Source organism: Streptomyces sp. NPDC021562 (genome assembly GCF_040640875.1).
Lineage (GTDB): Bacteria > Actinomycetota > Actinomycetes > Streptomycetales > Streptomycetaceae > Streptomyces.
In genome coordinates, this window is the sequence record NZ_JBFACN010000023.1 from 70,693 (window position 1) to 95,176 (window position 24,484).

The window sequence follows — 24,484 nt, forward strand, 5'->3', positions numbered from 1 at the left end:
GGGGAGTCTCGGGGGTCGACCCTGATGCTCCGCACCTGCGAGCGTGTGAACATCGATGGCATGCCGGAAGCCGCAGCAGTGCCCCTCGACGACCCGCGGCCGCCGCGCAAGCTCTACCGCAGCAGCGACGGCCGCTGGCTCGGCGGAGTGGCGCGGGGCCTCGCCGGGCATCTCGGCCTGCCCGTCGTCTGGGTCCGGCTCGTCTTCGTCGGCCTGTTCATGGCCAACGGCCTCGGCGCACTGCTGTACGCGGCGTTCTGGTTCTTCGTGCCGCTCGGCGTGGGCGGGGTCGGCGGTCAGAGGCCGCCCTCCCTGGTGGCCACCGAGACCTCGGCGGACGGCCGCCGCCGCCTCGTCGCCCGCAGACCGGACCGGGGCCAGATCGTCGCCCTGCTCCTCATGGTCGTCGTGTCCCTGGTGTTCGTGGGCAGCGTCAACCTGACCAACGGCGCCAAGGCCTACCTCCTGCCCGCGGTCCTGGTCGCCGCCGGTGTCGCCCTCGTCTGGCGCCAGGCGGACAACGCCCGCCGGGCCCGCTGGGTCGAGGTCGGCAGCCGGCGGCGGACGCTGAGCCTGCTGCGGGCGGGTTTCGGAGTCCTGCTCGTCACCGCGGGCGTCACGGGCGTCTTCCTCATGCAGGGCTCCGCCGCGCACATCGGCGCGGTGCTCCAGGCCGCGCTCGCCGTGGTCGTCGGCATCACCCTGCTCGCCGGACCGTATCTGGTGCGGATGACCCAGGACCTCTCCGAGGAGCGGCTGATGCGCATCCGCGCCCAGGAGCGGGCCGAGGTCGCCGCCCACGTCCACGACTCCGTGCTGCACACGCTCACCCTGATCCAGCGCAACGCGGAGAACGCGGGCGAGGTGCGCCGGCTCGCCCGCGCCCAGGAACGCGACCTGCGCACCTGGCTCTACAAACCGGAGGGCACCGGCAAGGACGAGGCCGACGAACCCACCACCCTCGCCGACGCGGTCCGCCGCAGCGCCGCCGAGGTCGAGGACAAGCACGGCGTCCCCATCGAGGTCGTGGTGGTCGGGGACTGTCCGCTCGACGAACGGACCGGCGCACAGATGCAGGCCGCACGCGAGGCGATGGTCAACGCGGCCAAGTACGGTGGCGAGGGCGGTGCCGTCCAGGTCTACGCCGAAGTCGAGGGAAGAACCGTGTTCGTGTCCGTCCGCGACCGCGGACCCGGTTTCGATCCCGACGCGATACCCGCCGACCGCATGGGTGTCAGAGAATCGATCATCGGCCGGATGGAGCGCCACGGCGGCACGGCACGTCTGCGGTCCGTACCGGGCGGCGGCACGGAGGTCGAGCTGGAGATGGAGAGGGTGGAGAACACGTCATGAGCGACGCGACCGAGGCGAAGGGTCCGGCGGAGGGCGCGGAGAAGGCCGGCCGCCGGGTGCGGGTGGTCCTCGTCGACGACCACCGGATGTTCCGTACGGGTGTCCAGGCCGAGATCGGCCAGACCGAGCTGACCGGCGTCCAGGTGGTCGGCGAGGCCGCCGACGTCGACCAGGCGGTCTCCGTGATCACCGCCACCCGGCCCGAGGTGGTCCTTCTCGACGTGCACCTTCCGGGCGGCGGCGGGGTCGAAGTGCTGCGCCGCTGCGCCCCGTTGATGGCGGACGCCGAGCAGCCGGTGCGCTTCCTCGCGCTGTCCGTGTCGGACGCGGCCGAGGACGTGATCGGCGTGATCCGCGGCGGCGCCCGAGGCTACGTCACCAAGACGATCACCGGCACCGACCTGGTCGACTCGATCTTCCGGGTCCAGGAGGGCGACGCGGTCTTCTCCCCACGGCTCGCCGGGTTCGTGCTGGACGCCTTCGCCTCCACCGACGCCCCGCCGGTGGACGAGGACCTCGACCGCCTCACCCAGCGCGAGCGCGAGGTGCTGCGCCTCATCGCCCGCGGCTACGCCTACAAGGAGATCGCCAAGCAGCTGTTCATCTCCGTCAAGACGGTCGAGTCCCATGTCTCGGCGGTGCTGCGGAAGCTGCAGCTGTCGAACCGGCACGAGCTGACCCGCTGGGCGACGGCGCGCCGCCTGGTGTGACCGTCCGTCAGGCGTGCCGACGATCATCCGCCGGGCCCAGCGACAGTTCGAACCACACCTCCTTCCCGACCCCGCACCCCCTCCTCTGCGCACCCCAGTCAGCCGCCAGAGCCGCCACCAGGGTCAGCCCCCGGCCCGACTCGGCTTCCAGGGGTGCCGTGCCCGGTGCCGGGAGAGTGTCGCTCGCGTCGGTCACCGTCACACGGACCCGGTCGTCCGTGACCACGCAGCGGGCCCGGATCTCGCGGCCGACCGGGACCTTCGCGTGGCGGTACGCGTTCGTCATCAGCTCGCTCAGGAGAAGTTCCGCCGTGTCGGTCACCCCCTGAGGCAGGCCCCAGGACGCCGCCTGCTGGAGGTCGGCAGCCTTCGCAACGTGTCGATCCAGATCCTGCCGTTCGGACGCTGCGGCGGAGTTGCTCTGAACGGCCCGATCGTGCTGCTGGAGACCGAGGAGCACGAGCTCTTTGCCTTTGCCGAGGGGCAGGGCACGAGTGTCCTTTATGCGAGCCCGAGCAAGGTCAGTTCGCTGACGCGCAAGCATGACATGATCCGCATGCACTCTCTCAGTGTCGAGGAGTCCGCCGATTTCATCAGAAGGGTGGCGGAGAAGCAGTGAGCGACCGCCTCATATGGTTCAAGTCGAGCTACAGCGACAGTGAGGGCAGCAACTGCCTCGAAGTGGCTCTCACCTGGCGTAAGCGACCCCACACCGTCCACGTCCGGGACTCGAAGCTCGGTTCCGGAAGCCCCTGTTTCGCCGTCGGCGGGGGCTCCTGGGCCGCGTTCCTCGGCTACGCCCGTACCGGCGCTTGAGCTTCGAGGGACCTCTCACGCCACCCGCGTCGCCCCTGCGAACGGCATCTCGTCGACGGGGGCGACGCGCACCGGTGCTGACGGGTTGGGGGCGTGGATCATCTGGCCGTTGCCGATGTAGATGCCCACGTGGCTGATGCCCGAGTAGAAGAACACCAGGTCGCCCGGCTGGAGTTCGGAGCGTGAGACGCGGCGGCCGGCGTTGATCTGGGCATAGGTGGTGCGCGGGATGGACACCCCGGCGGAGCGGTAGGCGGCCTGGGCCAGGCCCGAGCAGTCGAAGGCGTCGGGGCCCGTCGCGCCCCACACGTAGGGACTGCCGAGCTTCGAGTAGGCGTAGGCCACGGCGGCAGCGGCGCGGGCGTCGGGGGCGGCGACGGCGCCCTGGGTCAGGGGGGCGCGCCCGTCGGAGGCCGAGCGGGAGGCGCGGCCGCTGCCGTCGGCCCCGGTGCCGTCCGCCGTGACCGCCGCCCGCTGTTCGGGCGACAGGCCGGACAGCAGCCGCCGGGCCTCGCCGAGTTCGGCGTCGACCGTGGCCTTCTGCCGCTTCAGCTCGGCCTGCCGGGACCGCAGTCCCGTCAGCACGACGCGCGCCGCACCGCGCAGCTGCTCGATCTCGCGCAGCTGCCCGCGCACCCGCGCCACCGCGGCGGCCTGCCGGTCACCGGCCCGTTCGGCGAACGCGGCGTCGTCCAGGTACCGCTCGGGATCGCTGGACAGCACCAGCTGCCAGGCCGGATCGATACCGCCGTCGCGGTACTGCGCCGCCGCCGTCGCACCGAGCGCGTCCCGGGCGGAGTTGAGCTGCTCCTGGCGGCGGGCGGTCTGGTCCTGCAGCGACTTCAGCCGTCGCTGGGCCGCGTCCGCCTGGTCCTTCGCACCGTCGTACTTCTGGGTGGCCGCCTCGGCCTCCTGGTACAGCCGGTCCACCTCGGCCTTCACCTGCGCGGGTGTCAGTCGCGGTTCGGCGTGTCCGGTCCCGTCGAAACCCGTCGCGGTGGCCGCGCCCGCAAGGGCGAGGGTGACGGCCGCGCGGGCCGTGTGACCGCTGAGGGGACTCTGCCGGGGCTTGCGGTGCGCTGCCACCTGAGCTGTTCACGTCCTTTCGTACGGCCGTGGGGGAGCGGGTGCGCGTCCGGCGGCGGGCCGCACAGGGGAGCGGGCCGCCGCCGGACGCTTTCGGCGGTGGTGCCCGACGGCCGCCCCTGGTCCGGGCGGCGGTGGGGAGTCGGTCACCTGGGGGAGGACGCTAGGCCCGGATGTGTCGGCCCGGTAACGCGATGCACGGAATTGGCGTGACCGGATCGTTACCCGACGGTATGTGGCCAGAGTTCCGATCCGGAGCCGTCGGCTTCGCGGGGCGGGATGACCGAAGCGGCGGTTCCGGGGCCAGCGGGGACCCCGGGCTGCTATGGGGTGCATATATGCGAGACCCGGGGGAGGCGTGCCGACGGCACGCAGGCCGGGCCGGGGTCAGCGCCGTCCGGGGCCCTGATTAGGCTCCGGAACCATGGACGTACTCACCCATCTCTTCGTCGGCCTGCACATCATCGGCATCGCCGCGCTGCTCGGCGGCTTCCTCACCCAGATGAAGGCGATGGGCCGGGGCACGGCCCGGTTCGTCCCCGGGATGCTGCACGGCGCGTTCACCATGCTCGCGACCGGCGTGATCCTGGTCGGTCTCAACGAGGCCGACGGCCACCACGTCAACACCGTCAAGATCGGCGTGAAGCTCGCCCTGCTGATCGTGATCCTCGGGCTGGTCTACGTGCAGCGCGACGAGGAGAAGGTGGCGAAGAACGCCTTCGGGCTGGTGGGCGCCCTGACCATGGCGAACATCTTCATCGCCGTGCTGTGGACGTGACCGCTCCGGAGCCCTCTCAGGACGCCGTCCCGAGGGTGGCGCGGGCCGTCACCGCCGCCCCGGCGGCCACCGCGAGCCAGGCCGCCACCGCGATCCACACCAGCACCCGCCCCGGCCAGGCCAGCCACGGGACACCGAAGCCGGTCGCGACCGACAGCACGGCCGCCGCCGTCATCCCCATCGGGAACACCGTCGCCCAGCGCCGTTCGTCGTAACGGAGCCGGGGCCGGGCCACCTCCGCGGCCAGCAGGACGACGTACCAGGCCAGGGCCAGGACCAGCAGCGCCACGGTGACCGTGCGCAGGACGCCCTGGTCGTCGTCGTTCCACAGGTACAGCCGGGCGCTGTCGGCGGCCAGCAGCTTCGCCCCGGCCAGCGCCGAGATCGCCAAGGAGCCACCGGCCACCCACTGGTCGCCGGGCCCCACGACGACCTGCCGCCACGCGAAGTGCGGCACCGCGAGCCCGTACAGCGCCAGCCCCAGCCAGAAGAGCACCAGCGCCAGGTGCGCGAGCCACGCCGCGCCCAGGGCCGCCGCCAGCGTCGCGCCGAGCACGGTGAGCCCCTCGGTGGCCACGCAGCCCAGGAACACGGAGCCGGGCATCCGCTTCTTCCAGTGCCCCACGACGAGGAAGAGCAGCGGCGGCCACAGCAGCGTCGCCAGGGCCAGCAGCGCCTCGGCGAGAGGCTGCCGGCCCAGCAGGGAGAACCGCGTCCCCAGGACGCTCGTCGCCGCCACGGCCGTGAGGGCGCTCGGCCTCCGCGCCTCCGTCAGCCACCGTCGGCGGTCGGTCAGCAGCCGTACGGCGAAGTCCGCGGCCAGTCCCGCCCACGCGGCACCGGCCGCCACCAGCGCGATCCAGGACAGGGTCCCGGCTCCCACCTGCTGCAACCCCACCGACACGATGCCGGTGGCCATCACGGCGGCCCCGGCCGCCGGCGGACGCCGCGCCCACCAGGCGCGCACGGAGGAGATGCCGGACATGGTGCCGATGCTAAGGAGCACCGGGCGCCGTGCGAGCGGGCCACGCGCAGGCGCGTGAGCGGGTTCCTCAGGCCGGTCGCACCACGCTGTGGATGATCGACTCGCCTCCGTAGTAGATCGACTCCTCCCGGACGTACGCGCCGGGCTTGGGGGCGTGGATCATCATCCCGTTGCCGATGTAGACACCGACGTGGCTGATGTCGCCGTAGAAGAAGACCAGGTCACCGGGGAGGGCGTCGGTGAGGGAGACGGTGGTGCCGGCGTTCACCTGGTCGTAGGTGGTGCGCGGCAGGGAGACGCCGGCGGCCTTCCAGGCGGCCTGGGAGAGGCCGGAGCAGTCGTAGGAACCGGGGCCGGTCGCGCCCCAGACGTACGGCTTGCCTATCTGCGCACGGGCGAAGGCGATCGCCTTGGCGGCCTTCGTGGCGTAGGCGGAGTCGGAGGAGGGCGAGGACGAAGGGGAGGACGCGGACGGAGAGGACGAGGAGCCGTCGGCCGGTGACGGCGCGGCCTCCCGCTGGGCGGCGGCCGCCTGCTGCTTCGCGAGTTCCGCCGCCTTGCGCGTCGCCTCCTCCTGCCTCCGCTGCTCGAGCTGCGCGAGGCGTGCCTTCTCCTCGGCCGTCAGCTTCGACAGCAGCTGCCGCGCGGCGGCCAGCTTCGACTGGACGGTGGCCTTGGCGGTCCTGAGGCCGTCCTGGGTCTCGGTGAGCGTCTCCAGGCTCCTCGCGGCCTCCTGCCGCTTCCTCATGGTCGCGGACTGCTGAGTGACGTAGTCGTCGACCGCGTCCTTCTGGCGCGAGGTCAGCCGGTTCATCAGCTGCGACTGGTCGAAGTAGTCCTGCGGGTCGTCCGCGAGCAGGAAGGTCGCCGTCCGGGGGACCTCCGTCCCGGTCCGGTACTGCGCCGCGGCGAACGAGCCCAGTTCCTCACGGGCCCGGTTCAGCCGGTCGGTGCGCCGCGCCACGTCGTCGAGCATGGTGTCGACGCGCTTGCGCTGCTTGCCGGTCCGCTCCTTGGCCGCGTCGTACTTCTCAGTCGCCGACTCCGCCTGCCGGTAGAGGTCGTCGACCTTCTTCTCCACCTCCTCCAGGCTCGGCCTGCCGTCCTCGGAGGGCGCCGCGTTCGCCGTCTGGGAGAGCAGGGCCACGGAGGTGAGGGCGGCGGTGGCCAGGGCGGGGGTGCGTATGCCCGCCGCGCGCGGTGCGGAGGAGCGGGATCTGCGGTGCGACGCCAACGGAGGCGACTCCTTCCAGTGGTCCGCCTACCGGGTTAGCGGTGGGGGCACCCCCAGGCCCTTAAGGCTCTGGGGGAGGGTTCGGGCGGGTGGTTCGGAAGGGTTGCCCTACGGTCCTCCCCCGGAGAGGAGGTGGGACCGATTCACCCCGGGATCGGTGTGGGTCCCCGGCTCCGGATGCGTGGCGGCACCCCGGACTCGGCGGAGGCCGCGCGACCCGGCGACGTTCGCCGGTGGGGGTCGTGCGGCCTGCCCGGCACGGTAGCCAACTCGTGTGCTCCGTGTGAAGGTTGGTGTGCGATATGCCCGATACATTTTCGTGACCTGAGTGTTAAGTCCCCCGGCTGTGGGCGGTTCGCGGTGATATGTGGTGACCTGACGGAATCACTGACGGTAAGGGGCCGAGTCCTTCGGGTGGCCGGGGCGAGTTTCCGGGGCGGGGACCGGTTGTCGGTGGGGCGCCCTAGACTCGTAGAGCGATGAGCAGCCTCTTTGACGACAGCTTCCTGGCGAGCCTCCAGCCCCCGCGCGGCCACGAGGAGGAACCCCCGCCGCCGCCCGAGGACGAGCCGGGACCCGAGCCGGTTCCCGACGACCTGTTCGGCGGGCGGTTCGACACGCCCCCGGACCGGGACGCCTACTACCGCGACGGCGCCGCCCGCCCCGCCCTGGACGCGGCCGCCCTCCTGGAGGGGCTGAACGAGAACCAGCGCGCGGCCGTCGTGCACGCCGGCTCCCCCCTGCTCATCGTCGCCGGCGCCGGTTCCGGGAAGACGCGCGTGCTCACCCACCGCATCGCCCACCTGCTCGGCGAGCGCCACGTCCACCCTGGCCAGATCCTCGCGATCACCTTCACCAACAAGGCCGCGGGCGAGATGAAGGAGCGCGTCGAGCAGCTCGTCGGCCCCCGCGCGAACGCGATGTGGGTGATGACCTTCCACAGCGCCTGCGTGCGGATCCTGCGCCGGGAGAGCAAGAAGCTCGGCTTCACCTCCTCCTTCTCGATCTACGACGCGGCCGACTCCAAGCGCCTGATGGCCCTGGTCTGCCGCGACCTGGACCTCGACCCCAAGCGCTACCCGCCGAAGTCCTTCAGCGCCCAGATCAGCAACCTGAAGAACGAGCTGGTCGACGAGGAGGACTTCGCCGCCCGCGCGAGCGACGGCTTCGAGAAGACCCTCGCCCAGGCCTACGCCCTGTACCAGTCGCGGCTGCGCGAGGCGAACGCCCTCGACTTCGACGACCTGATCATGACGACGGTCAACCTGCTGCGCGCCTTCCCGGACGTCGCCGAGCACTACCGCCGCCGCTTCAGGCACGTCCTGGTCGACGAGTACCAGGACACCAACCACGCCCAGTACGCCCTGGTGCGCGAGCTGGTCGGCACGGGTGCGCACGCCGAGGACGTACCGCCCGCCGAGCACGACCTGCCGCCCGCCGAACTGTGCGTGGTGGGTGACGCCGACCAGTCGATCTACGCCTTCCGGGGCGCGACGATCCGCAACATCCTCCAGTTCGAGGAGGACTACCCGAACGCGACGACGATCCTCCTGGAGCAGAACTACCGCTCCACGCAGACGATCCTCTCCGCCGCCAACGCGGTCATCGAGCGCAACGAGTCCCGCCGCCCGAAGAACCTGTGGACCAACGCGGGCGCGGGCGCGCAGATCACCGGCTACGTCGCCGACACCGAGCACGACGAGGCCCAGTTCGTCGCCGACGAGATAGACCGGCTGACGGACGCGGGCGAGGCGAAGGCGGGCGACGTCGCGGTGTTCTACCGCACCAACGCCCAGTCCCGCGTCTTCGAGGAGATCTTCATCCGTGTCGGCCTGCCCTACAAGGTCGTCGGCGGTGTCCGCTTCTACGAGCGCAAGGAGGTCCGGGACGTCCTCGCCTACCTGCGGGTGCTGGCCAACCCGGAGGACTCCGTCCCGCTGCGCCGGATCCTCAACGTTCCCAAGCGCGGGATCGGCGACCGCGCGGAGGCGATGATCGACGCCCTCGCCCAGCGCGAGAAGATCAGCTTCCCGCAGGCGCTCAGGCGCGTCGACGAGGCGTACGGCATGGCCGCGCGGTCGACGAACGCGGTCAAGCGGTTCAACACGCTGATGGAGGAACTCCGTACGGTCGTGGAGTCCGGCGCCGGACCGGCCACGGTCCTGGAGGCGATCTACGAACGCACCGGGTACCTGGCCGAGTTGCAGAACTCGACGGACCCGCAGGACGAGACCCGTATCGAGAACCTCCAGGAACTCGCCTCCGTGGCTCTGGAGTTCGAGCAGGAGTCCGAGGCGGGCGAGGCGACCGGCGGGCTCGCCGACTTCCTGGAGCGGGTCGCCCTGGTCGCGGACTCCGACCAGATCCCGGACGACGACGAGAACGGCGACGGCGTCATCACCCTGATGACCCTGCACACCGCCAAGGGCCTGGAGTTCCCGGTGGTGTTCCTCACCGGCATGGAGGACGGCGTCTTCCCGCACATGCGGGCTCTCGGGCAGACCAAGGAACTGGAGGAGGAGCGGCGTCTCGCGTACGTCGGCATCACGCGCGCGCGGGAGCGGCTGTACCTCACCCGGTCGTCGATGCGCAGCGCCTGGGGCCAGCCGTCGTACAACCCGCCCTCCCGCTTCCTGGAGGAGATCCCGGGCGCCTATCTGGAGTGGAAGCGGACCGGGGCGATGGCGCCGGTGTCCTCCGGGCCGGCGTCGGGCGTGGCCGCCTCGCTCTCCTCGACCCGCTCGCGCTCCTCGGCGTCGGGCGCCTCGGGCTTCGCCACCCGGCGGACCTCGGAGAAGCCGGTGGTCTCGCTGGCCGTCGGCGACCGGGTCACCCACGATCAGTTCGGCCTCGGCACGGTCGTCGCGGTGAAGGGCACCGGCGGGAACGCGGAGGCGACGATCGACTTCGGCGACGACAAGCCGAAGCGCCTGCTGCTGCGGTACGCGCCGGTGGAGAAGCTGTAGACGCCGAGAAGCCGTAGGCGCCTGAGCCCCCGCCGTCGGCGGGGGCTCAGCGGGCGATCAGGTGGGATCCAGCCCGTGGCTGCGCAGCCACGGCAGCGGGTCTATGGCGGCGCCGCCCGCAGGCCGCACCTCGAAGTGCAGGTGCGGGCCGGTCGAGTTCCCGGAGTTCCCGGAGTACGCGATCGGATCGCCGGCCTTCACCGTCGTACCGGAGGCGACGCGGTACGAGGAGAGGTGGCAGTACCAGGTCTCCGTGCCGTCCTTCGCCGTCACGATCATCATGTTGCCGTAGGCGCTGTTCCACTTGGTGGAGACGACGCCGTCGGTCGCGGCCATCACCGTCGTGCCGTACGAGACGGGGAAGTCGATGCCCGTGTGGACGGACATCCAGTTGACGCCGGCCTGGCCGAAGTAGGCGCTGAGCCCCCGCTGCGTGACCGGGAGCACGTACTTGGGGCGCAGCCGCTCCTTGCGGGCCGCCTCCGCCGCCGCCTTCTTCTTCTCGGCCTCCTGCTGGGCCTTGAGGTCGATGCGCTCCTGGGTCCGGCTGGCTCGGTCGGCGAAGTCGTCGGCGCCTGCCGAGAGGGTCCTGAGCTGTGCGTCCAGGGTGCTGTTGGCGGCGGACGGTTTCACCGTCTGCGCGTCGGAGGCCGAGGCCGTGGTGTCCTTGCCGTCGTCGGTCAGACCCCCGACCGAGGCGACCGCGATCCCGGCGACCCCCATCACGCAGGCCGAGGGCACGGCGACGGTCAGCAGCGCGGACCGCTTGGGGGGCGTACGGCGACGGGAACGCGCCCCCGCACGGGAGCCGGCGCGTGTCGCGGACGCCGCGACCGCCGGGGTGACCTCTTCCTGCTCCTCCAGCAGTGGCGTTACTTCAGGTAGCTCACCGGTCGCCGACAACTCCTCCTCGGCGGCAGGGGCCTCGTCGTACGCCGGCTCGGCGGCCTGCGCCGGGGTGCCGTCGGAGTTCCACTGCGTGGCGTCGTACGCGCCGGTGTCGAAGGCCTGGGTGCCCCACTCCCACTGCTGGGTGGCGCCGGCCATGCCCGACTGGTCGGGCTGGAGCCACGCGCTCGCGTCCCAGTGACCGCCGGTGTCGGTGACCGTCTCCTGCGTGCCCTGTGCCGGGACGGTCCAGGCGGTGCTGTCGTAGGCACCGGAGTCGTAGGCGGCGTGGTGCTGGGCCGCGTACGCGTCGTAGTGGGGTGTCCGGTCGTCGGCGGTATGCCAGTGCGTGGTGTCGTACGCGCCGGTGCCCTGGCCCTGGTCGGGCAGGTTGCCGAAGAGCGGGTCGCTGTGGAACGCGGTGGCGGTGTGGTCGCCGTACGTGGTGAAGTCCCCGTACTGGGCTTCCTCGGTGCCGTACGACGCGTAGTGCGCCGGGCCGGCGTCGGAAGCCGGAGCCGGGGTGGTCATGGTCCCCGACGGGTGACGGTCGTTCACCAACTTCTCTTTCGCCTCGACAACAGGGGCTGGCAGAGCAGTGCGGCGACTGTACCCGGCGGTATACGGGCGCGACAATCTTCAACAGGTTTCGTGGTTGCGGGAAAGGGGCATTCGGCCGTGTTTCGGGGGACGGCGGGCGTGGGTTTGGCCTTGTGTTCGAGGAATGTTCGAGGCTGGGCCGGTCACGCCACCGTCAGACCACCGGCCGTCCGCTCCTCCGAGCGCGCCTCGTCGAGGGCTTCCCTTATGCCGACGGCGACCGCCGGATGGACGGGCAGGGCGAGGTGGCCGATCCCGGTCACGCGCACGTTCGTCGCGACGAGGTCCGGATGCTCGATACGGGCCGTCTCCACCGGGTCCATCAGCGAGTCGAGGTCGCTCCAGAAGCTCACGAACCGGGTGCGGCAGCCGGGCGCAGGGCGGGCCAGCTCCTCGACCACCTCGGAACCGGGGCGCATCTGGCGCACGATCGGGTGCGCGTCGGCGAGCGGTGCCACCCGGGTGCCGGAGTGCGGGGTGCCGAGCGTCACCAGGGTGCCCACGCGCAGATCGCCGCCGAGACACTGGACGTAGTAGCGCGCGATCAGTCCGCCGAGGCTGTGCCCGACGATGTCGACCCGGGGGCTGCCCGTGCGCTCGCAGATCTCCTCTATGTGCCTGCCGAGCAGTTCCGCCGCGGTGCGGATGTCACAGGTCAGCGGGGAGTAGTTGAGCGACTCGACGCGCTGGCCGCCGTGCCGGGCGAGAGTGCGGCGCAACAGGACGAAGACCGAGCGGTTGTCGATGAAGCCGTGCAGCAGCACGACCGGCGGGACCGTGCGGACCGGCAGCCGGGCGGTGCCGTCGCGCTCCGCGGGCGGAGCGGCAGGAGCGGCAGGAGTGGCGTGAGCGCCGGGAGTGGCGGGAACGGGCGGGCGGCGCTCCGGGGTGAGGCCGGTGGGGTAGAGCAGCAGGTGCCCGGCGAGGATCGCCGCCTCCAGGGCGGTCGACTTCAGCAGGGCCACCGACAGTCCGGCGAGTCCCCCCGGCAGGAGGCGGCGGCAGAGCGGGAGAAAGGGCTCGAAGACCCCGGTGACCTTCATCGGCCGACCTCCTGTCGACACGCGGAGAGCGGCTCCGTCCCCCGTATGCCCTCGCGGGAGGCGGGCGGAGGTCACGCGGGTACGACGGCAGCCCGCGTCGCGTGCCCCTGTCGCCCCCGCGGACCACGCTGCGGCTCCCTGACGTGTCCCACTGTGTGTGATTTCCCCCTCGGTAACCTCCGCGAAACAGCCGGTTGCGGGATGCTGGAGATAACGTTCGTTCACTTCTGGTCATGGAGGCAGTGATGGGTGTGGCAGCCGGTCCGATCCGCGTGGTGGTGGCCAAACCGGGGCTCGACGGTCACGACCGCGGCGCCAAGGTGATCGCGCGGGCGCTGCGCGACGCCGGTATGGAGGTCATCTACACCGGGCTCCACCAGACGCCCGAGCAGATCGTCGACACGGCCATCCAGGAGGACGCCGACGCCATCGGCCTCTCCATCCTCTCCGGCGCCCACAACACCCTCTTCGCCGCGGTCCTCGACCTGCTCCGGCAGCGCGACGCCGAGGACATCCTGGTGTTCGGCGGCGGCATCATCCCCGAGGACGACATCGCCCCCCTCAAGGAGAAGGGTGTCGCCGCGATCTTCACGCCGGGCGCGACCACGGCGTCCATCGTGGAGTGGGTCCGGGCGAACGTCCGGCAGCCGACGGAGGCGTAGTTCCGCGTCCGCGGTGGGCCGGCTTTCAGACGGCTGGGGTGTGTGGTCGAGTGCGGCGCCGTCGTGGCTCGTCGCGCAGTTCCCCGCGCCCCTCAGGGGGCGCTGGTTCGTGCGTTCGTCGATGAGGTGCCGTCCAGTTCCGCCAGCATCGTCGCCCGCAGCCTCAGTGTCGTCACCAGGCGCTGGAACGCCTCGGCCCAGTACCCGCCGGCCCCCGGTGCCGCGTCCTCCCGTTCGTCCGGTATCGCCAGCAGCGCGTCAAGACGGCCGGCTTCCGCGGGGTCCAGGCAGCGTTCGGCCAGCCCCATCACCCCGCTGAAGCTCCACGGGTAACTCCCCGCGTCCCGCGCGATGTTGAGGGCGTCCACCACGGCCCGCCCGAGCGGCGCGGACCACGGCAGGGCACACATGCCGAGCAACTGGAACGCCTCCGACAGACCATGCGCGGCGATGAAGCCGGCCACCCAGTCGGCCCGCTCCTCCGCCGTCAGCGTGCCCAGCAGCTTGGCCCGCTCGGCCAGGGACACCGCCCCCGGACCGCCCGCCTCCGGCGCGGCCGGCGCCCCGAGCAGCGCACGCGCCCACGAGCCGTCCCGCTGCCGTACCGCGGCCCGGCACCAGGCCGCGTGCAACTCGCCCTGCCAGCCGTCCGCCACCGGCAGCGCCACGATCTCCTGGGGCGTGCGCCCACCGAGCCGCGCCGCCCAGGTGGCGAGCGGGGCCGCCTCCACCAACTGGCCCAGCCACCAGGACCGTTCCCCGCGCCCGGTCGGCGGCCTGGCCACCACCCCGTCGCGCTCCATCCCGGGATCGCACTCCGGCGGTGCCTCCACCGCGAGCACCGGCCCGTCTCCGGTGTGCTCGACCGCCACGCACGCCGCGGCCCGCACCGCCATCCGCCCGGCCAGCGCCGAGCCGGGCAGCGCGGACAGCAACTCCGCCGCCGTCGCCCGCACGTTACGGCTCCGGTCCGACAACGCCTGCTCCAGGAACGGCTCGTCCCCTGCGGCCAGTCCCGTGCGCAGCGAGTCGAGGAACATCAGCCGATCCTCGGCCCGCTCCGTCGCCCAGGTCCCGGCCAGCAACTCGCGCGCCCCCTCGGGATCGCGGGCGCGCAGCGCCGAGAGCAGTGCGACCCGCTCGGCGAACAGCCCCTCCTGCCACAACCGCCGTACCGCGGCGGCGTCCTCGGGGCCGGGCAGAGCCGCGCCACCGCCCGGCGCCGCACGCAGGGCGAACCGCCAGTCCTGGTTGAGCCGGGCCAGCCACAGGGCGCGCGGCCCGGCGAAGGCCAGCGCGGCGGGCCGCAGGTCGGTACGGCCCCGGGCCGCGTCCAGCAGCGCGGGCAGGGTCCCCGGAGGTGCCGCGAACCCGCGCGCGTGGGCCGCCGCCAGCCACTGCGGCAGCAACTCCAGCAGGTCCGGCGAGGTGCCCCGTCGTCCGCCGGTCCCGGTGCCGGGACGGTCGGAGAGCAGCATCGTCAGTCTGCGTGCCGCGGCGGCCGGGAGCGCGGGGCGCGGGTCCTCGGGGGCCGGCTCCAGGCGCTGCGCGGCCGGCGCCGGGCGCAGCCCTGCCCGTCGTCGTACGGTCGCGACGGCGGCCTCGTCCAGCAGGGCCACCGGGGCCTCCCGGCCGGGCCCGCCGGTGACGGCCGGCCGCCGGTCCGTGCCCAACAGGGCCGTGGTGACGAGATCTTCCCAAGCGGTCACGGGGTCCCCCTTGTGCGAGTCGGGCCGGTCGTCGCCGGAATGCGGTCGGGTCAGCACAGCGGCACCGCCTCGCCCGCTCCCTGCGGCCAGGCCGTCAGGGGGGTGAAGCCGCGGTGGCCGCACTCGCCGAAGACGGTGACCGGGGCGCCGCCCGAGAGCGCGACCAGGCGCCACAGACCCGGCCGGGCGCGGGCGGCGGGGGTCAGCGGCAGCGCCGACTCGTGTGCGGCGTCCGCCAGTTGCCAGGAGTCCCCGTCCGGGACGGGGACGACCCGGTCCAGCGTCACCGGCACCGACTCCAGCCAGGGGTCCTCGCGCAGCGCCTCCCCGTACCGGGCCGCCGCCTGTGCCGTGGTCACGCCCGGCGGCCGTATCGGCAGGGGCGCGGGCGCGGCGAACCGCTCGCCCAGCGCCGCCCGGTGCTGAGCCGCCCCCGGGTAGGCGCTCAGCTCCGCCTCCAGGGCGAGGCCGACCGGCAGCGCCAGTTCGGGAGCACGGCCCGCAGCGCCGTAGGAGAGGAGCAGCGCCGTCCGGCCCGAGTCCGCGCCGTGCAGCCAGATCCGGCGGGTCGTCAGCTTCGCGTCCACCGTGTCGTACTGGGCGAGGACCAGCCAGCGGTCACGCACCGGCGGGCCGTCCGCGGCCGTGGGCAGGCCGATCCGGGAGCGGACCGTGGCCGCGAGCTCCTCCGGCAGCCGCTCGCGGCGCAGCCAGCCCTGGTCGAGGAGGTGCAGCAGCGCGCACTCCTCCAGCAGCCGCACGGGCGAGCCGGGGCCGGAGGCCGGTATCGAGCCCAACTCGCGGACCCTTGCCGCCAGTCCGGGGGCCTGGGCGTCGACCATGCGGGCCGCCGTCTCCTCCCACAGCCCGTACCCGGCCTGCTCGGCCGCGGCCAGACCGCCGCGCAGCAGGTCGGACAGGCGCTGCTCCAGCTCCGTCGCCCCCGCCGTGACCCGCTCGGCCCGCTTCTCCGCCCGCCGCCGGGCCGCCTCGGGGTCCCCGGCGGCCGCGGAACTCCCGCCGCCCGCCGGGCGTTTGTCCTCCGCACGCTGCCGTCTGCCCGCGAGCCACTGCTCGGCCCAGTCCGGCGGCCGCGCCACCGTGGGCACCGTGTCGTCCCCGCCCGTCCACAGCAGGAGCAGTCCGAGGGCGTGCTTGCAGGGGAACTTCCGGCTCGGGCAACTGCACTTGTACGCGGCCCCCGCCGGGTCCGCCAGATCCACGATCGTCTGGTACGGCTTGCTGCCGCTGCCCTTGCACAGTCCCCATACCGCCCCCTCCTCGCTGCTCCCCGCCCCGGACCACGGCCCGGCCGCCCCGAGCTTGCTTCCCGCCTTGCGTGACGCGGTGTCAGGCGCCAGGGCCAGCACCTGGTCCGCACTCCAGCGCACCCCCTGCTGAGTCATGCCATCGAAGGTAGATCCCGCCACTGACAATCGCCTCGACGAGAGTGTTTTCGCAGGTCAGAGCGATTGTCAGTGGCGTGGTGCACGGTGGACACCAGATCCGAACCGGCCGAGCTGGAGGGGGCCTCAGCCATGACTGTGTCCGTGGAACCGACCGATCCGACGACCGTCGAGAGTGCGCTGCGACCGCACGCCGAGCACGCCTTCGCCGCCGAACTGGCGGCACTGGCCGCGCAGGACGACCGGCCGCGCCCGGCCCGCTGGAAGCTGTCGCCGTGGGCGGTGGCCACCTATCTCCTCGGCGGCACGCTGCCGGACGGCACGGTGATCACGCCGAAGTACGTCGGCCCGCGCCGCATCGTCGAGGTCGCCGTGACCACCCTCGCCACCGACCGCGCCCTGCTTCTGCTCGGCGTGCCCGGCACCGCCAAGACCTGGGTGTCCGAGCACCTGGCCGCCGCCGTCAGCGGCGACTCGACGCTGCTCGTGCAGGGCACGGCGGGCACCCCCGAAGAGGCGATCCGCTACGGCTGGAACTACGCGCGGCTGCTGGCCCACGGCCCGAGCCGGGGCGCCCTGGTGCCCAGCCCGGTGATGCGGGCCATGGCGGAGGGCATGACGGCGAGAGTGGAGGAGCTGACCCGGATCCCGGCCGACGTCCAGGACACGCTGATCACGATCCTGTCCGAGAAGACCCTGCCCATCCCCGAGCTGGGCCAGGAGGTGCAGGCGGTCCGCGGCTTCAACCTGATCGCCACGGCCAACGACCGCGACCGGGGTGTCAACGACCTCTCCAGCGCCCTGCGCCGCCGCTTCAACACGGTGGTGCTGCCGCTTCCGGACAGCCCGGAGGCCGAGGTCGACATCGTCGCGCGCCGCGTCGACCAGATCGGCCGCTCCCTCGACCTGCCGGCCGCACCGGACGGCATCGAGGAGATCCGCCGGGTCGTCACCGTCTTCCGCGAGCTGCGCGACGGCATCACCGCCGACGGCCGCACCAAGCTGAAGTCGCCGAGCGGCACGCTGTCCACCGCCGAGGCGATCTCCGTCGTCACCAACGGCCTCGCGCTCGCCGCCCACTTCGGGGACGGTGTGCTGCGGGCGGGTGACGTCGCCGCCGGCATCCTCGGCGCGGTCGTCCGCGACCCGGCGGCCGACCGGCTCGTCTGGCAGGAGTACCTGGAGACGGTCGTCCGCGAGCGCGACGGCTGGAAGGACTTCTACCGCGCCTGCCGGGAGGTGAGCGCGTGAGCGACACCGCGCGGCGGCCCGGTCCGCTGCTGCTGGGGGTGCGGCACCACGGGCCCGGCTCCGCGCGGGCGGTGCGGGCCGCGCTGGCGGCCGCCCGGCCGAAGGCGGTGCTGATCGAGGGGCCGCCCGAGGCGGACGCGCTGATCCCGCTGGCCGCCGACCCGCGGATGCGGCCGCCGGTCGCGCTCCTCGCGCACGCCGTGGACGACCCCGGCCGCTCGGCGTTCTGGCCGTTCGCCGACTTCAGCCCCGAGTGGGTGGCCGTCTGCTGGGCCCTGGAGCACGAGGTCCCGGCCCGTTTCATCGACCTGCCGGCCACGCACACGCTGGCGCTGCGGAAGGCCGCGGAGGAGGCGGCCGACGACGCCGACGAGTGCGGCGCCGGACCACGGGTGCGCGTCGACCCCCTCGGCGCCCTCGCCGAGGCCGCCGGTCACGACGACCCCGAGCGCTGGTGGGAGGACGTCGTCGAACACCGGGGCGGGGCCGGGGGACGGGACGTGTTCGCGCCGTTCGCCGCGGTGGAGGAGGCGATGACGGCGCTGCGGGAGACGTACGGGGGCGGGGGGCGGGACCGCGACCTCGTGCGGGAGGCCCACATGCGGATCCGACTGCGCGCGGCACGGCGGGAGTTCGGTGACGAGGTCGCCGTGGTGTGCGGCGCCTGGCACGTGCCGGCGCTGCGTGCGAGGGGCTCCGGCGCCGCCGACCGGGAACTGCTCAAGGGGCTGCCCAGGATCAGGACGGACATGACCTGGGTGCCGTGGACCAACCGCCGGCTGGCCCGGGCGAGCGGATACGGCGCGGGCATCGACTCGCCGGGCTGGTACGGGCACCTGTTCCGCGCCCCTGACCGGCCCGTCGAGCGCTGGCTCACCAGGGTGGCCGGACTGCTGCGTGAGGAGGACCGGATCGTCTCCTCGGCCCATGTCATCGAGGCGGTGCGGCTGGCCGAGGCCCTGGCGGTGCTGCGCGGGCGCCCGCTGCCCGGCCTGGGCGAGACGACCGACGCGGTGCGGGCGGTGCTGTGCGAGGGCTCGGACGTCCCGCTGGCGCTGGTGCACGACCGGCTGGTGGTGGGGGACGTGCTGGGGGAGGTGCCGGAGTCGGCGCCCGCGGTGCCCTTGCAGCGGGACCTGGCCCGGGAGCAACGCCGGCTCAGGCTCAAGCCGGAGGCGCTGGAGCGGGAACTCGATCTCGACCTGCGCAAGGAGACCGACGCCGGGCGCAGCCGGCTGCTGCACCGGCTGCGGCTGCTCGGCGTCGGATGGGGGGAGCAGGTGCGGTCCCGGGGGAGTACGGGCACGTTCCGGGAGACCTGGCGGCTGTGCTGGGAGCCGGAACTGTCCGTGCGGGTGGCCGAGGCCGGCGTGTGGGGGACGACGGTGCACGGCGCGGCGACGGCCAGGGCCGAGGCCGACGCGGTGGGCGCGACCGCGCTCGCCGAGGTCACCGCGCTCGCCGAGCACTGCCTGCTGGCCGGGCTTTCGGAGGCGCTGCCGGTGGTGATGCGGACGCTCGCCGACCGGGCCGCCCTGGACACGGACGTCGGCCGACTGGCTCAGGCCCTGCCCGCGCTGGTCCGCTCCCTGCGCTACGGCGACGTCCGGGGGACCGACGTCGGAGCCCTCGCCGAGGTCGCCGAGGGCCTCGCGGAACGGGTCTTCGTCGGACTCCCCCCGGCCTGCGCCGCCCTCGACGCCGACGCGGCCGAGGAGATGCGGGGGCACGTGGACGCGGTGCACACGGCGGTGGGGCTGCTCGGCGAGACGCGCACGGGGGCGGCGGCGGGGGCGGAGACGGCGACGGGGGCGCCGGTTGCGACTGCGGCGGGGGCCGGGGCGGGGGCGGTGCCCGGGGCGCCGGTTGGGAGCGCGGTGGGGGGCGGTTCTGGGCCTCGTGGGCTTCGGCGGCGTTGGCGGGCCGTGCTGCGGACCTTGTGCGGGCGGGACAGTGTGCCCGGGGTGCTGCGCGGACGGGCGGTGCGGCTCCTGCTGGACGAGGGGGAGCTGGGACCGCAGGAGGCGGCCCGGCTGATGGGGCTGGTGCTCTCGCCGGGGACGCCTCCTTCGGACGCGGCCGCCTGGATCGAGGGGTTCGTCGGGGGCGGCGGCGGGGGCGGGATGCTGCTCGTGCACGACGAGCGGCTGCTCGGTCTGGTCGACGCCTGGCTGACCGGCGTACCGGCGGAGGCGTTCACGGACGTCCTGCCTCTGTTGCGGCGGACGTTCTCGGCGTACGAGCCGGGGGTGCGCAGGACCATCGGCGAACTGGTGCGCAGGGAACCGGGGGACCGGCTGCGGGGGCCGGGGCGGACCGGCGGGACCCCGGGGTTCGGTGCCGAGCCGGACGCCGGGCGGGCCGACGCCGTACTGCCGGTGCTGCGGCTGCTGCTCGGCCTCGACGACACGACTTCGGACGACGACCTTGTGGGGGCGGGCAGATGACCACGGACGCGACGAACACCGGCACCGGAGCGGGTACCGGGCCGGGGGGCGACGACCCCGCGCGGGAGCGGTTGCGGCGGTGGCGGCTGGTGCTCGGGGGCGAGGCCGCGGACGGCACCGGCTGTGCGCTGTCGGGGCGGGACGCGGCGATGGACGGGACGCTGGCCGCGCTGTACGGGAAGGGGGAGGGACCGCAGTCGGGGCGGGAACGGTCGGCGGGGCTGGGGGCGTCGGCGCCGTCGGTGGCGCGCTGGCTCGGCGACATCCGGACGTACTTCCCGTCCTCCGTCGTCCAGGTCATGCAGCGCGACGCCATCGACCGGCTGGGGCTGGCCTCGCTGCTCCTGGAGCCGGAGATGCTGGAGGCGGTGGAGGCCGACGTCCACCTGGTCGGCACGCTGCTCTCGCTCAACAAGGCGATGCCGGAGACCACGAAGGAGACGGCACGGGCGGTCGTGCGCAAGGTCGTCCAGGACCTGGAGAAGCGGCTCGCCACCCGCACCCGGGCCACCCTCACCGGCGCCCTCGACCGCAGCGCCCGGATCAACCGGCCCCGCCACCACGACATCGACTGGAACCGCACGATCTCGGCCAATCTCAAGCACTACCTCCCGGAGTACCGGACGGTGGTGCCGGAGCGGCTCGTCGGGTACGGGCGGGCGTCGCAGTCGGTGAAGAAGGAAGTCGTGCTCTGCATCGACCAGTCCGGATCGATGGCGGCTTCGGTGGTGTACGCGTCGGTGTTCGGGGCGGTGCTGGCGTCCATGCGGTCGATCGACACCCGGCTCGTCGTCTTCGACACCGCGGTGGTCGACCTCACCGACCAGCTGGACGACCCGGTGGACGTGCTGTTCGGCACCCAACTCGGCGGCGGCACCGACATCAACCGGGCGCTGGCCTACTGCCAGGCGGGGATCACCCGGCCCGCGGAGACCGTCGTCGTGCTCATCAGCGACCTCTACGAGGGCGGCATACGCGACGAGATGCTCAAGCGGGTGGCGGCGATGAAGGCGTCGGGGGTGCAGTTCGTGGCGCTGCTCGCGCTGTCCGACGAGGGGGCGCCGGCGTACGACAGGGAGCACGCGGCGGCACTCGCTGCGCTGGGCGCACCGGCGTTCGCGTGCACGCCCGACCTCTTCCCCGAGGTGATGGCGGCGGCGATCGAGAAGCGGCCCCTACCGGTTCCGGACACCGCGTGAGGCCGGATCCCGCGGGGGACTTGTCGACTCGGTGACAGCAGTCTCCCGGCATCAAACGGGACATGAGTACCCATCGGTAACAGGGGGCTTGCGCGACCGCCGGAGTCCCGTGCGAGGATCGAAGTCTCCACCGGTCTTTCACCGGTCTTCACGCCTTGCGTGACCTCTGCTCTGTTCCGCCGCACGGGAGGGTCCTCCCCGTCTTGACCTCGCCAGCAGTTCTGTCCGGTGCCGCCGTGCGTGTGCTGCGCACGGCGGCGGGACGGCGTGCGCTGCACCTGGCGCTGCTGGTCGGCGGACTGCTCGCGCTCGGCTTCCTCTGCGGGGGGCGGGCGCAGGCGGCCGAGGGGACGCCGTCGTCGACGTCGGTCGTGACGCAGAAGGCGCCGTTGGCCGAGCTCCTGACGCCGCACCGGGCGACCCCGCCACCACGGAAGCCCGTCACCGGCAGCGTGCCGGTGGTGCCCGTGGTGCCGGTGGTGGACGGTGTGGGCGAGGCGGTGCGGACGGTGACCGGTTCGGTTGCCTCGACACTGACCCAGACGCTCGGCGACACCCTGGAGCAGGTGTCCGAGCTGCCCACGCGGCTGCCGACGCTCCCTGTCACGCCGCCTGTCACGCTCCCCGCCACGCCGGTGGTGCAGGTGCCGGAGCCGCCCGTCGTCTCCGGGGCACCGGGGTCGTCGCCCCCGGCACCGGTCACCTCGGTGCCGCACCCTGTCGAGCCACGGCAGCCGGTCGCGCACGCCGCCGGGCCCGAGAAGTCCCGGACGACGCCGGTGGCGGCGGCCGGTGCAGGGTCGTACGGGCCGCGGTACGGCGCCGTGCCCGCCGCCGCGGAGCGGGTGGCGCACCACGCCGGTCATCGTGCCGCCCCGGCCGGCGGGGCCCCCGAACGTCCCGCGCCCACCGGGGATCCGGACGGTGCGCTGGGCAAGTCGGCGGCGGACGGCACCTCCTCCCGGCACGGTGACATGTACGCCGTGACCTTCGTCGACCGGGCGCCGCTGCGGCTCGTGCCCGGTGCCGTCGCGCGCGTCGACGCGACCGCGACCCCGGAGCGGTACCGGGACATCCCCGTCTTCCCCGGCTAGGACCGGCGGCCCCCTTCCCCGCACAGACCTGGCGCGCGGGGGCGGAACAGGTCTGCCCGTCCGTCCGGACCCCGAGGACTTCCGAGGCCCCCTCTCTCTGGCCCCTCGCGACTCCTCCGGACGGCCTTGTCCCCAGCCGCGCTTCCGGACGCACCGGAAGCCCTCCCGGCTCCCGCGCACGCCTGCCGAGCGCATCGGAGCCCTGAAGGACTGACGCACGTATGAACAGGAACATCGACCGTCCCGTGGTGACGGCCACCGACGTCTTCGGTGCGAGGCGCACCGTGCGGGCCGCCCCCTGGCCGGGCCCGCGCGCCACCGGGACCGCGGCCACCGGCACGGACCCGGCCCGTGGCGCCGTCGCCGCAAGGATCAGGGGCGCCGAGGCCATCAACGGAGCCCGAGCCGCCCGCGCGGCAAAGGCCGCGGCCGCTGCTGCGGCTGCGGCCGCAGCAGCGACCCAGCCCCCCACACCCACCGCTGCCTCCGGGGACGTGGTGACGTACGCCGAGGACCTGGCCGGGCCGGTCCTCGGCGGTGGCGACGGGCAGCCTGCCCCGGCGGCCGGCGGGCCGCTCGCGTTCCCGGCCGTCCCGGAGTACGTCCACGGGCCGCAGCGGGCCCGGACCTGCTCCCTCTGATCTCCGTGGGGCGCCCGGCCCGGACGGCCGAACGCCGTCGGTCCGTCCGGGCCGGGGCGCCCCTCGGGACGGGCCGGCCGGTCCCTTTGGGCGGGGACCGGCCGCCCACCCCCTGAGGCAGGGGGGCTGAGGCCTCACCGGGCCAACCCCAACCCGGTGAGGCCTCGCACAGCACCGCCGAGACGGCACGCCGTGCCAGGAAAACCCGGGATACCCGGCATCATGTGACAGGTATCACCGCTCAGGTGTGACCCTCGATTTAGGGACCCCCTGCAAGCGGCGATAACCTGCGAGACGGACATGCCGCGCGCTCGGACACCGTGTGCGCTTCCCCTGTGACCCATGCGGACGTCACGTTGCCCTTCGCGGCACGCCCACGCATCCAACGAACCGCGAGATCACTGATAGGGACGGAAGCGCGTGGACCTGTTCGAGTACCAGGCGAGGGACCTCTTCGCCAAGCACGATGTACCGGTGCTGGCCGGTGAAGTCATCGACACGCCTGAGGCGGCGCGCGAGATCACCGAGCGGCTGGGCGGCAAGTCCGTCGTCAAGGCGCAGGTGAAGGTCGGTGGTCGCGGCAAGGCCGGTGGCGTCAAGCTGGCCGCTTCCGCGGACGAGGCCGTCGCCCGTGCGACGGACATCCTCGGCATGGACATCAAGGGCCACACGGTCCACAAGGTGATGATCGCCGAGACGGCCCCGGAGATCCTCGAGGAGTACTACGTCTCCTTCCTCCTCGACCGTGCCAACCGCACCTTCCTCTCCATCGCCTCCGTCGAGGGCGGCATGGAGATCGAGGAGGTGGCGGCCACCCGCCCCGAGGCCGTCGCCAAGACGCCGATCGACGCGATCGACGGTGTGGACCTGGCCAAGGCCAAGGAGATCGTCGCCGCGGCGAAGTTCCCCGCCGAGGTCGCCGACAAGGTCGCCGACGTCCTGGTCAGGCTGTGGGACACCTTCATCAAGGAGGACGCCCTCCTCGTCGAGGTCAACCCGCTCGCGAAGGTCGCCTCCGGTGACGTCATCGCCCTCGACGGCAAGGTGTCGCTGGACGACAACGCCGAGTTCCGCCACGCGGACTGGGAGGAGCTCCACGACAAGGCCGCGGCCAACCCGCTGGAGGCCGCCGCCAAGGAGAAGAACCTCAACTACGTCAAGCTCGACGGCGAGGTCGGCATCATCGGCAACGGCGCGGGTCTCGTCATGAGCACCCTGGACGTCGTCGCGTACGCCGGTGAGAACCACGGTGGCGTCAAGCCCGCCAACTTCCTCGACATCGGCGGTGGCGCGTCCGCCCAGGTCATGGCGAACGGCCTGGAGATCATCCTGGGCGACCCCGACGTCAAGTCGGTCTTCGTCAACGTCTTCGGCGGCATCACCGCGTGCGACGAGGTCGCCAACGGCATCGTGCAGGCCCTGAAGCTCCTGGAGGACCGCGGCGAGGACGTCTCCAAGCCGCTGGTCGTCCGTCTCGACGGCAACAACGCCGAGCTGGGCCGCAAGATCCTCACCGACGCCAACCACCCGCTGGTGCAGCGCGTCGACACCATGGACGGCGCGGCCGACAAGGCCGCCGAGCTGGCCCACGCCGCCAAGTAAGCACTCAGGACGAG

General features: G+C 73.1%; 21 protein-coding genes. 13 read left to right on the plus strand and 8 right to left on the minus strand.

Translation table 11 applies throughout. The annotated features are described in order from the left end of the window. Positions 1-60 precede the first annotated feature (60 nt). On the plus strand, positions 61-1,353 hold the full coding sequence (locus AB0G52_RS30575) for an ATP-binding protein (RefSeq protein WP_132892977.1): 1,293 nt from the start codon (positions 61-63) through the stop codon (positions 1,351-1,353). Beyond that, positions 1,350-2,063, plus strand: a complete 714-nt coding sequence (locus AB0G52_RS30580; RefSeq protein ID WP_361340622.1) for a response regulator transcription factor — start codon at positions 1,350-1,352, stop codon at positions 2,061-2,063. The genes AB0G52_RS30575 and AB0G52_RS30580 overlap by 4 nt, the downstream gene beginning before the upstream one ends. A 7-nt stretch (positions 2,064-2,070) precedes the next feature. On the opposite strand, the gene AB0G52_RS30585 is transcribed toward AB0G52_RS30580, so the two are convergent. Continuing rightward, the gene (locus tag AB0G52_RS30585; protein WP_361340625.1) at positions 2,071-2,385 is read right to left on the minus strand and encodes an ATP-binding protein; all 315 of its coding nucleotides are present in this window, start codon (positions 2,383-2,385) and stop codon (positions 2,071-2,073) included. 54 nt (positions 2,386-2,439) lie between these two features. Here AB0G52_RS30585 and AB0G52_RS30590 point away from each other — a divergent pair, with 54 nt between their 5' ends. Together AB0G52_RS30590 and AB0G52_RS30595 are read left to right on the plus strand one after the other, a co-directional pair. Continuing rightward, positions 2,440-2,682, plus strand: coding sequence for a Scr1 family TA system antitoxin-like transcriptional regulator (locus tag AB0G52_RS30590; protein ID WP_361340628.1), 243 nt, complete (start codon positions 2,440-2,442; stop codon positions 2,680-2,682). Then, positions 2,679-2,879 (plus strand): DUF397 domain-containing protein, encoded by a 201-nt coding sequence (locus tag AB0G52_RS30595; RefSeq protein WP_361340631.1) that lies wholly within the window; start codon positions 2,679-2,681, stop codon positions 2,877-2,879. Before AB0G52_RS30590 ends, AB0G52_RS30595 begins: the two co-directional genes overlap by 4 nt. Before the next feature lie 15 nt (positions 2,880-2,894). Here the strand turns inward: AB0G52_RS30595 and AB0G52_RS30600 are convergent, their stop codons facing one another. Next, positions 2,895-3,965: an NlpC/P60 family protein gene (locus AB0G52_RS30600; RefSeq protein ID WP_361340634.1), complete on the minus strand. Its 1,071-nt coding sequence runs from the start codon at positions 3,963-3,965 to the stop codon at positions 2,895-2,897. A 424-nt stretch (positions 3,966-4,389) separates the two neighbouring features. Here AB0G52_RS30600 and AB0G52_RS30605 point away from each other — a divergent pair, with 424 nt between their 5' ends. After that, complete coding sequence (locus tag AB0G52_RS30605; RefSeq protein ID WP_132892968.1) at positions 4,390-4,743, plus strand: hypothetical protein; 354 nt, start codon at positions 4,390-4,392, stop codon at positions 4,741-4,743. A gap of 16 nt (positions 4,744-4,759) precedes the next feature. Here the strand turns inward: AB0G52_RS30605 and AB0G52_RS30610 are convergent, their stop codons facing one another. Both AB0G52_RS30610 and AB0G52_RS30615 read right to left on the minus strand, forming a co-directional pair. Next, positions 4,760-5,728 carry a tellurite resistance/C4-dicarboxylate transporter family protein gene (locus tag AB0G52_RS30610; RefSeq protein ID WP_361340637.1) on the minus strand — a complete coding sequence of 323 codons (969 nt, stop codon included), beginning with the start codon at positions 5,726-5,728 and terminating at the stop codon, positions 4,760-4,762. 67 nt (positions 5,729-5,795) lie between these two features. Next, positions 5,796-6,962 (minus strand): C40 family peptidase, encoded by a 1,167-nt coding sequence (locus AB0G52_RS30615; RefSeq protein ID WP_132892964.1) that lies wholly within the window; start codon positions 6,960-6,962, stop codon positions 5,796-5,798. Positions 6,963-7,441: 479 nt separating this feature from the next. Here AB0G52_RS30615 and pcrA point away from each other — a divergent pair, with 479 nt between their 5' ends. Further along, entirely contained in the window at positions 7,442-9,928 is a 2,487-nt protein-coding gene (gene pcrA, locus AB0G52_RS30620; protein WP_132892962.1) for a DNA helicase PcrA, read from the plus strand. Positions 9,929-9,985: 57 nt separating this feature from the next. Here the strand turns inward: pcrA and AB0G52_RS30625 are convergent, their stop codons facing one another. Continuing rightward, entirely contained in the window at positions 9,986-11,374 is a 1,389-nt protein-coding gene (locus AB0G52_RS30625) for a M23 family metallopeptidase (protein ID WP_361340642.1), read from the minus strand. 185 nt (positions 11,375-11,559) lie between these two features. After that, on the minus strand, positions 11,560-12,459 hold the full coding sequence (locus AB0G52_RS30630; protein WP_361340645.1) for an alpha/beta fold hydrolase: 900 nt from the start codon (positions 12,457-12,459) through the stop codon (positions 11,560-11,562). Positions 12,460-12,704: 245 nt separating this feature from the next. Here AB0G52_RS30630 and AB0G52_RS30635 point away from each other — a divergent pair, with 245 nt between their 5' ends. Then, positions 12,705-13,121 carry a cobalamin B12-binding domain-containing protein gene (locus AB0G52_RS30635; protein WP_132893081.1) on the plus strand — a complete coding sequence of 139 codons (417 nt, stop codon included), beginning with the start codon at positions 12,705-12,707 and terminating at the stop codon, positions 13,119-13,121. Between the two features lie 92 nt (positions 13,122-13,213). Here the strand turns inward: AB0G52_RS30635 and AB0G52_RS30640 are convergent, their stop codons facing one another. Both AB0G52_RS30640 and AB0G52_RS30645 read right to left on the minus strand, forming a co-directional pair. Further along, positions 13,214-14,830, minus strand: a complete 1,617-nt coding sequence (locus AB0G52_RS30640) for a DUF5691 domain-containing protein (RefSeq protein WP_132892957.1) — start codon at positions 14,828-14,830, stop codon at positions 13,214-13,216. Between the two features lie 50 nt (positions 14,831-14,880). Next, positions 14,881-16,236: an SWIM zinc finger family protein gene (locus AB0G52_RS30645; RefSeq protein ID WP_361340649.1), complete on the minus strand. Its 1,356-nt coding sequence runs from the start codon at positions 16,234-16,236 to the stop codon at positions 14,881-14,883. Positions 16,237-16,368: 132 nt separating this feature from the next. On the opposite strand from AB0G52_RS30645, the gene AB0G52_RS30650 reads away from it, so the two are divergent. From AB0G52_RS30650 to sucC, 6 genes are all read left to right on the plus strand, one after another. Beyond that, positions 16,369-17,487, plus strand: coding sequence for an AAA family ATPase (locus tag AB0G52_RS30650; protein WP_361340652.1), 1,119 nt, complete (start codon positions 16,369-16,371; stop codon positions 17,485-17,487). Beyond that, the gene (locus AB0G52_RS30655) at positions 17,484-19,934 is read left to right on the plus strand and encodes a DUF5682 family protein (RefSeq protein ID WP_361340655.1); all 2,451 of its coding nucleotides are present in this window, start codon (positions 17,484-17,486) and stop codon (positions 19,932-19,934) included. The genes AB0G52_RS30650 and AB0G52_RS30655 overlap by 4 nt, the downstream gene beginning before the upstream one ends. After that, on the plus strand, positions 19,931-21,133 hold the full coding sequence (locus AB0G52_RS30660) for a VWA domain-containing protein (protein WP_132892949.1): 1,203 nt from the start codon (positions 19,931-19,933) through the stop codon (positions 21,131-21,133). The genes AB0G52_RS30655 and AB0G52_RS30660 overlap by 4 nt, the downstream gene beginning before the upstream one ends. A gap of 203 nt (positions 21,134-21,336) precedes the next feature. Then, positions 21,337-22,227, plus strand: coding sequence for a hypothetical protein (locus tag AB0G52_RS30665; RefSeq protein ID WP_132892948.1), 891 nt, complete (start codon positions 21,337-21,339; stop codon positions 22,225-22,227). A gap of 221 nt (positions 22,228-22,448) precedes the next feature. Then, positions 22,449-22,868, plus strand: a complete 420-nt coding sequence (locus tag AB0G52_RS30670; protein WP_132892946.1) for a hypothetical protein — start codon at positions 22,449-22,451, stop codon at positions 22,866-22,868. 420 nt (positions 22,869-23,288) lie between these two features. Next, a complete protein-coding gene (gene sucC / locus AB0G52_RS30675) occupies positions 23,289-24,470 on the plus strand; it encodes an ADP-forming succinate--CoA ligase subunit beta (protein ID WP_046733149.1) in 1,182 nt (393 codons plus the stop codon). Positions 24,471-24,484: the final 14 nt, after the last annotated feature.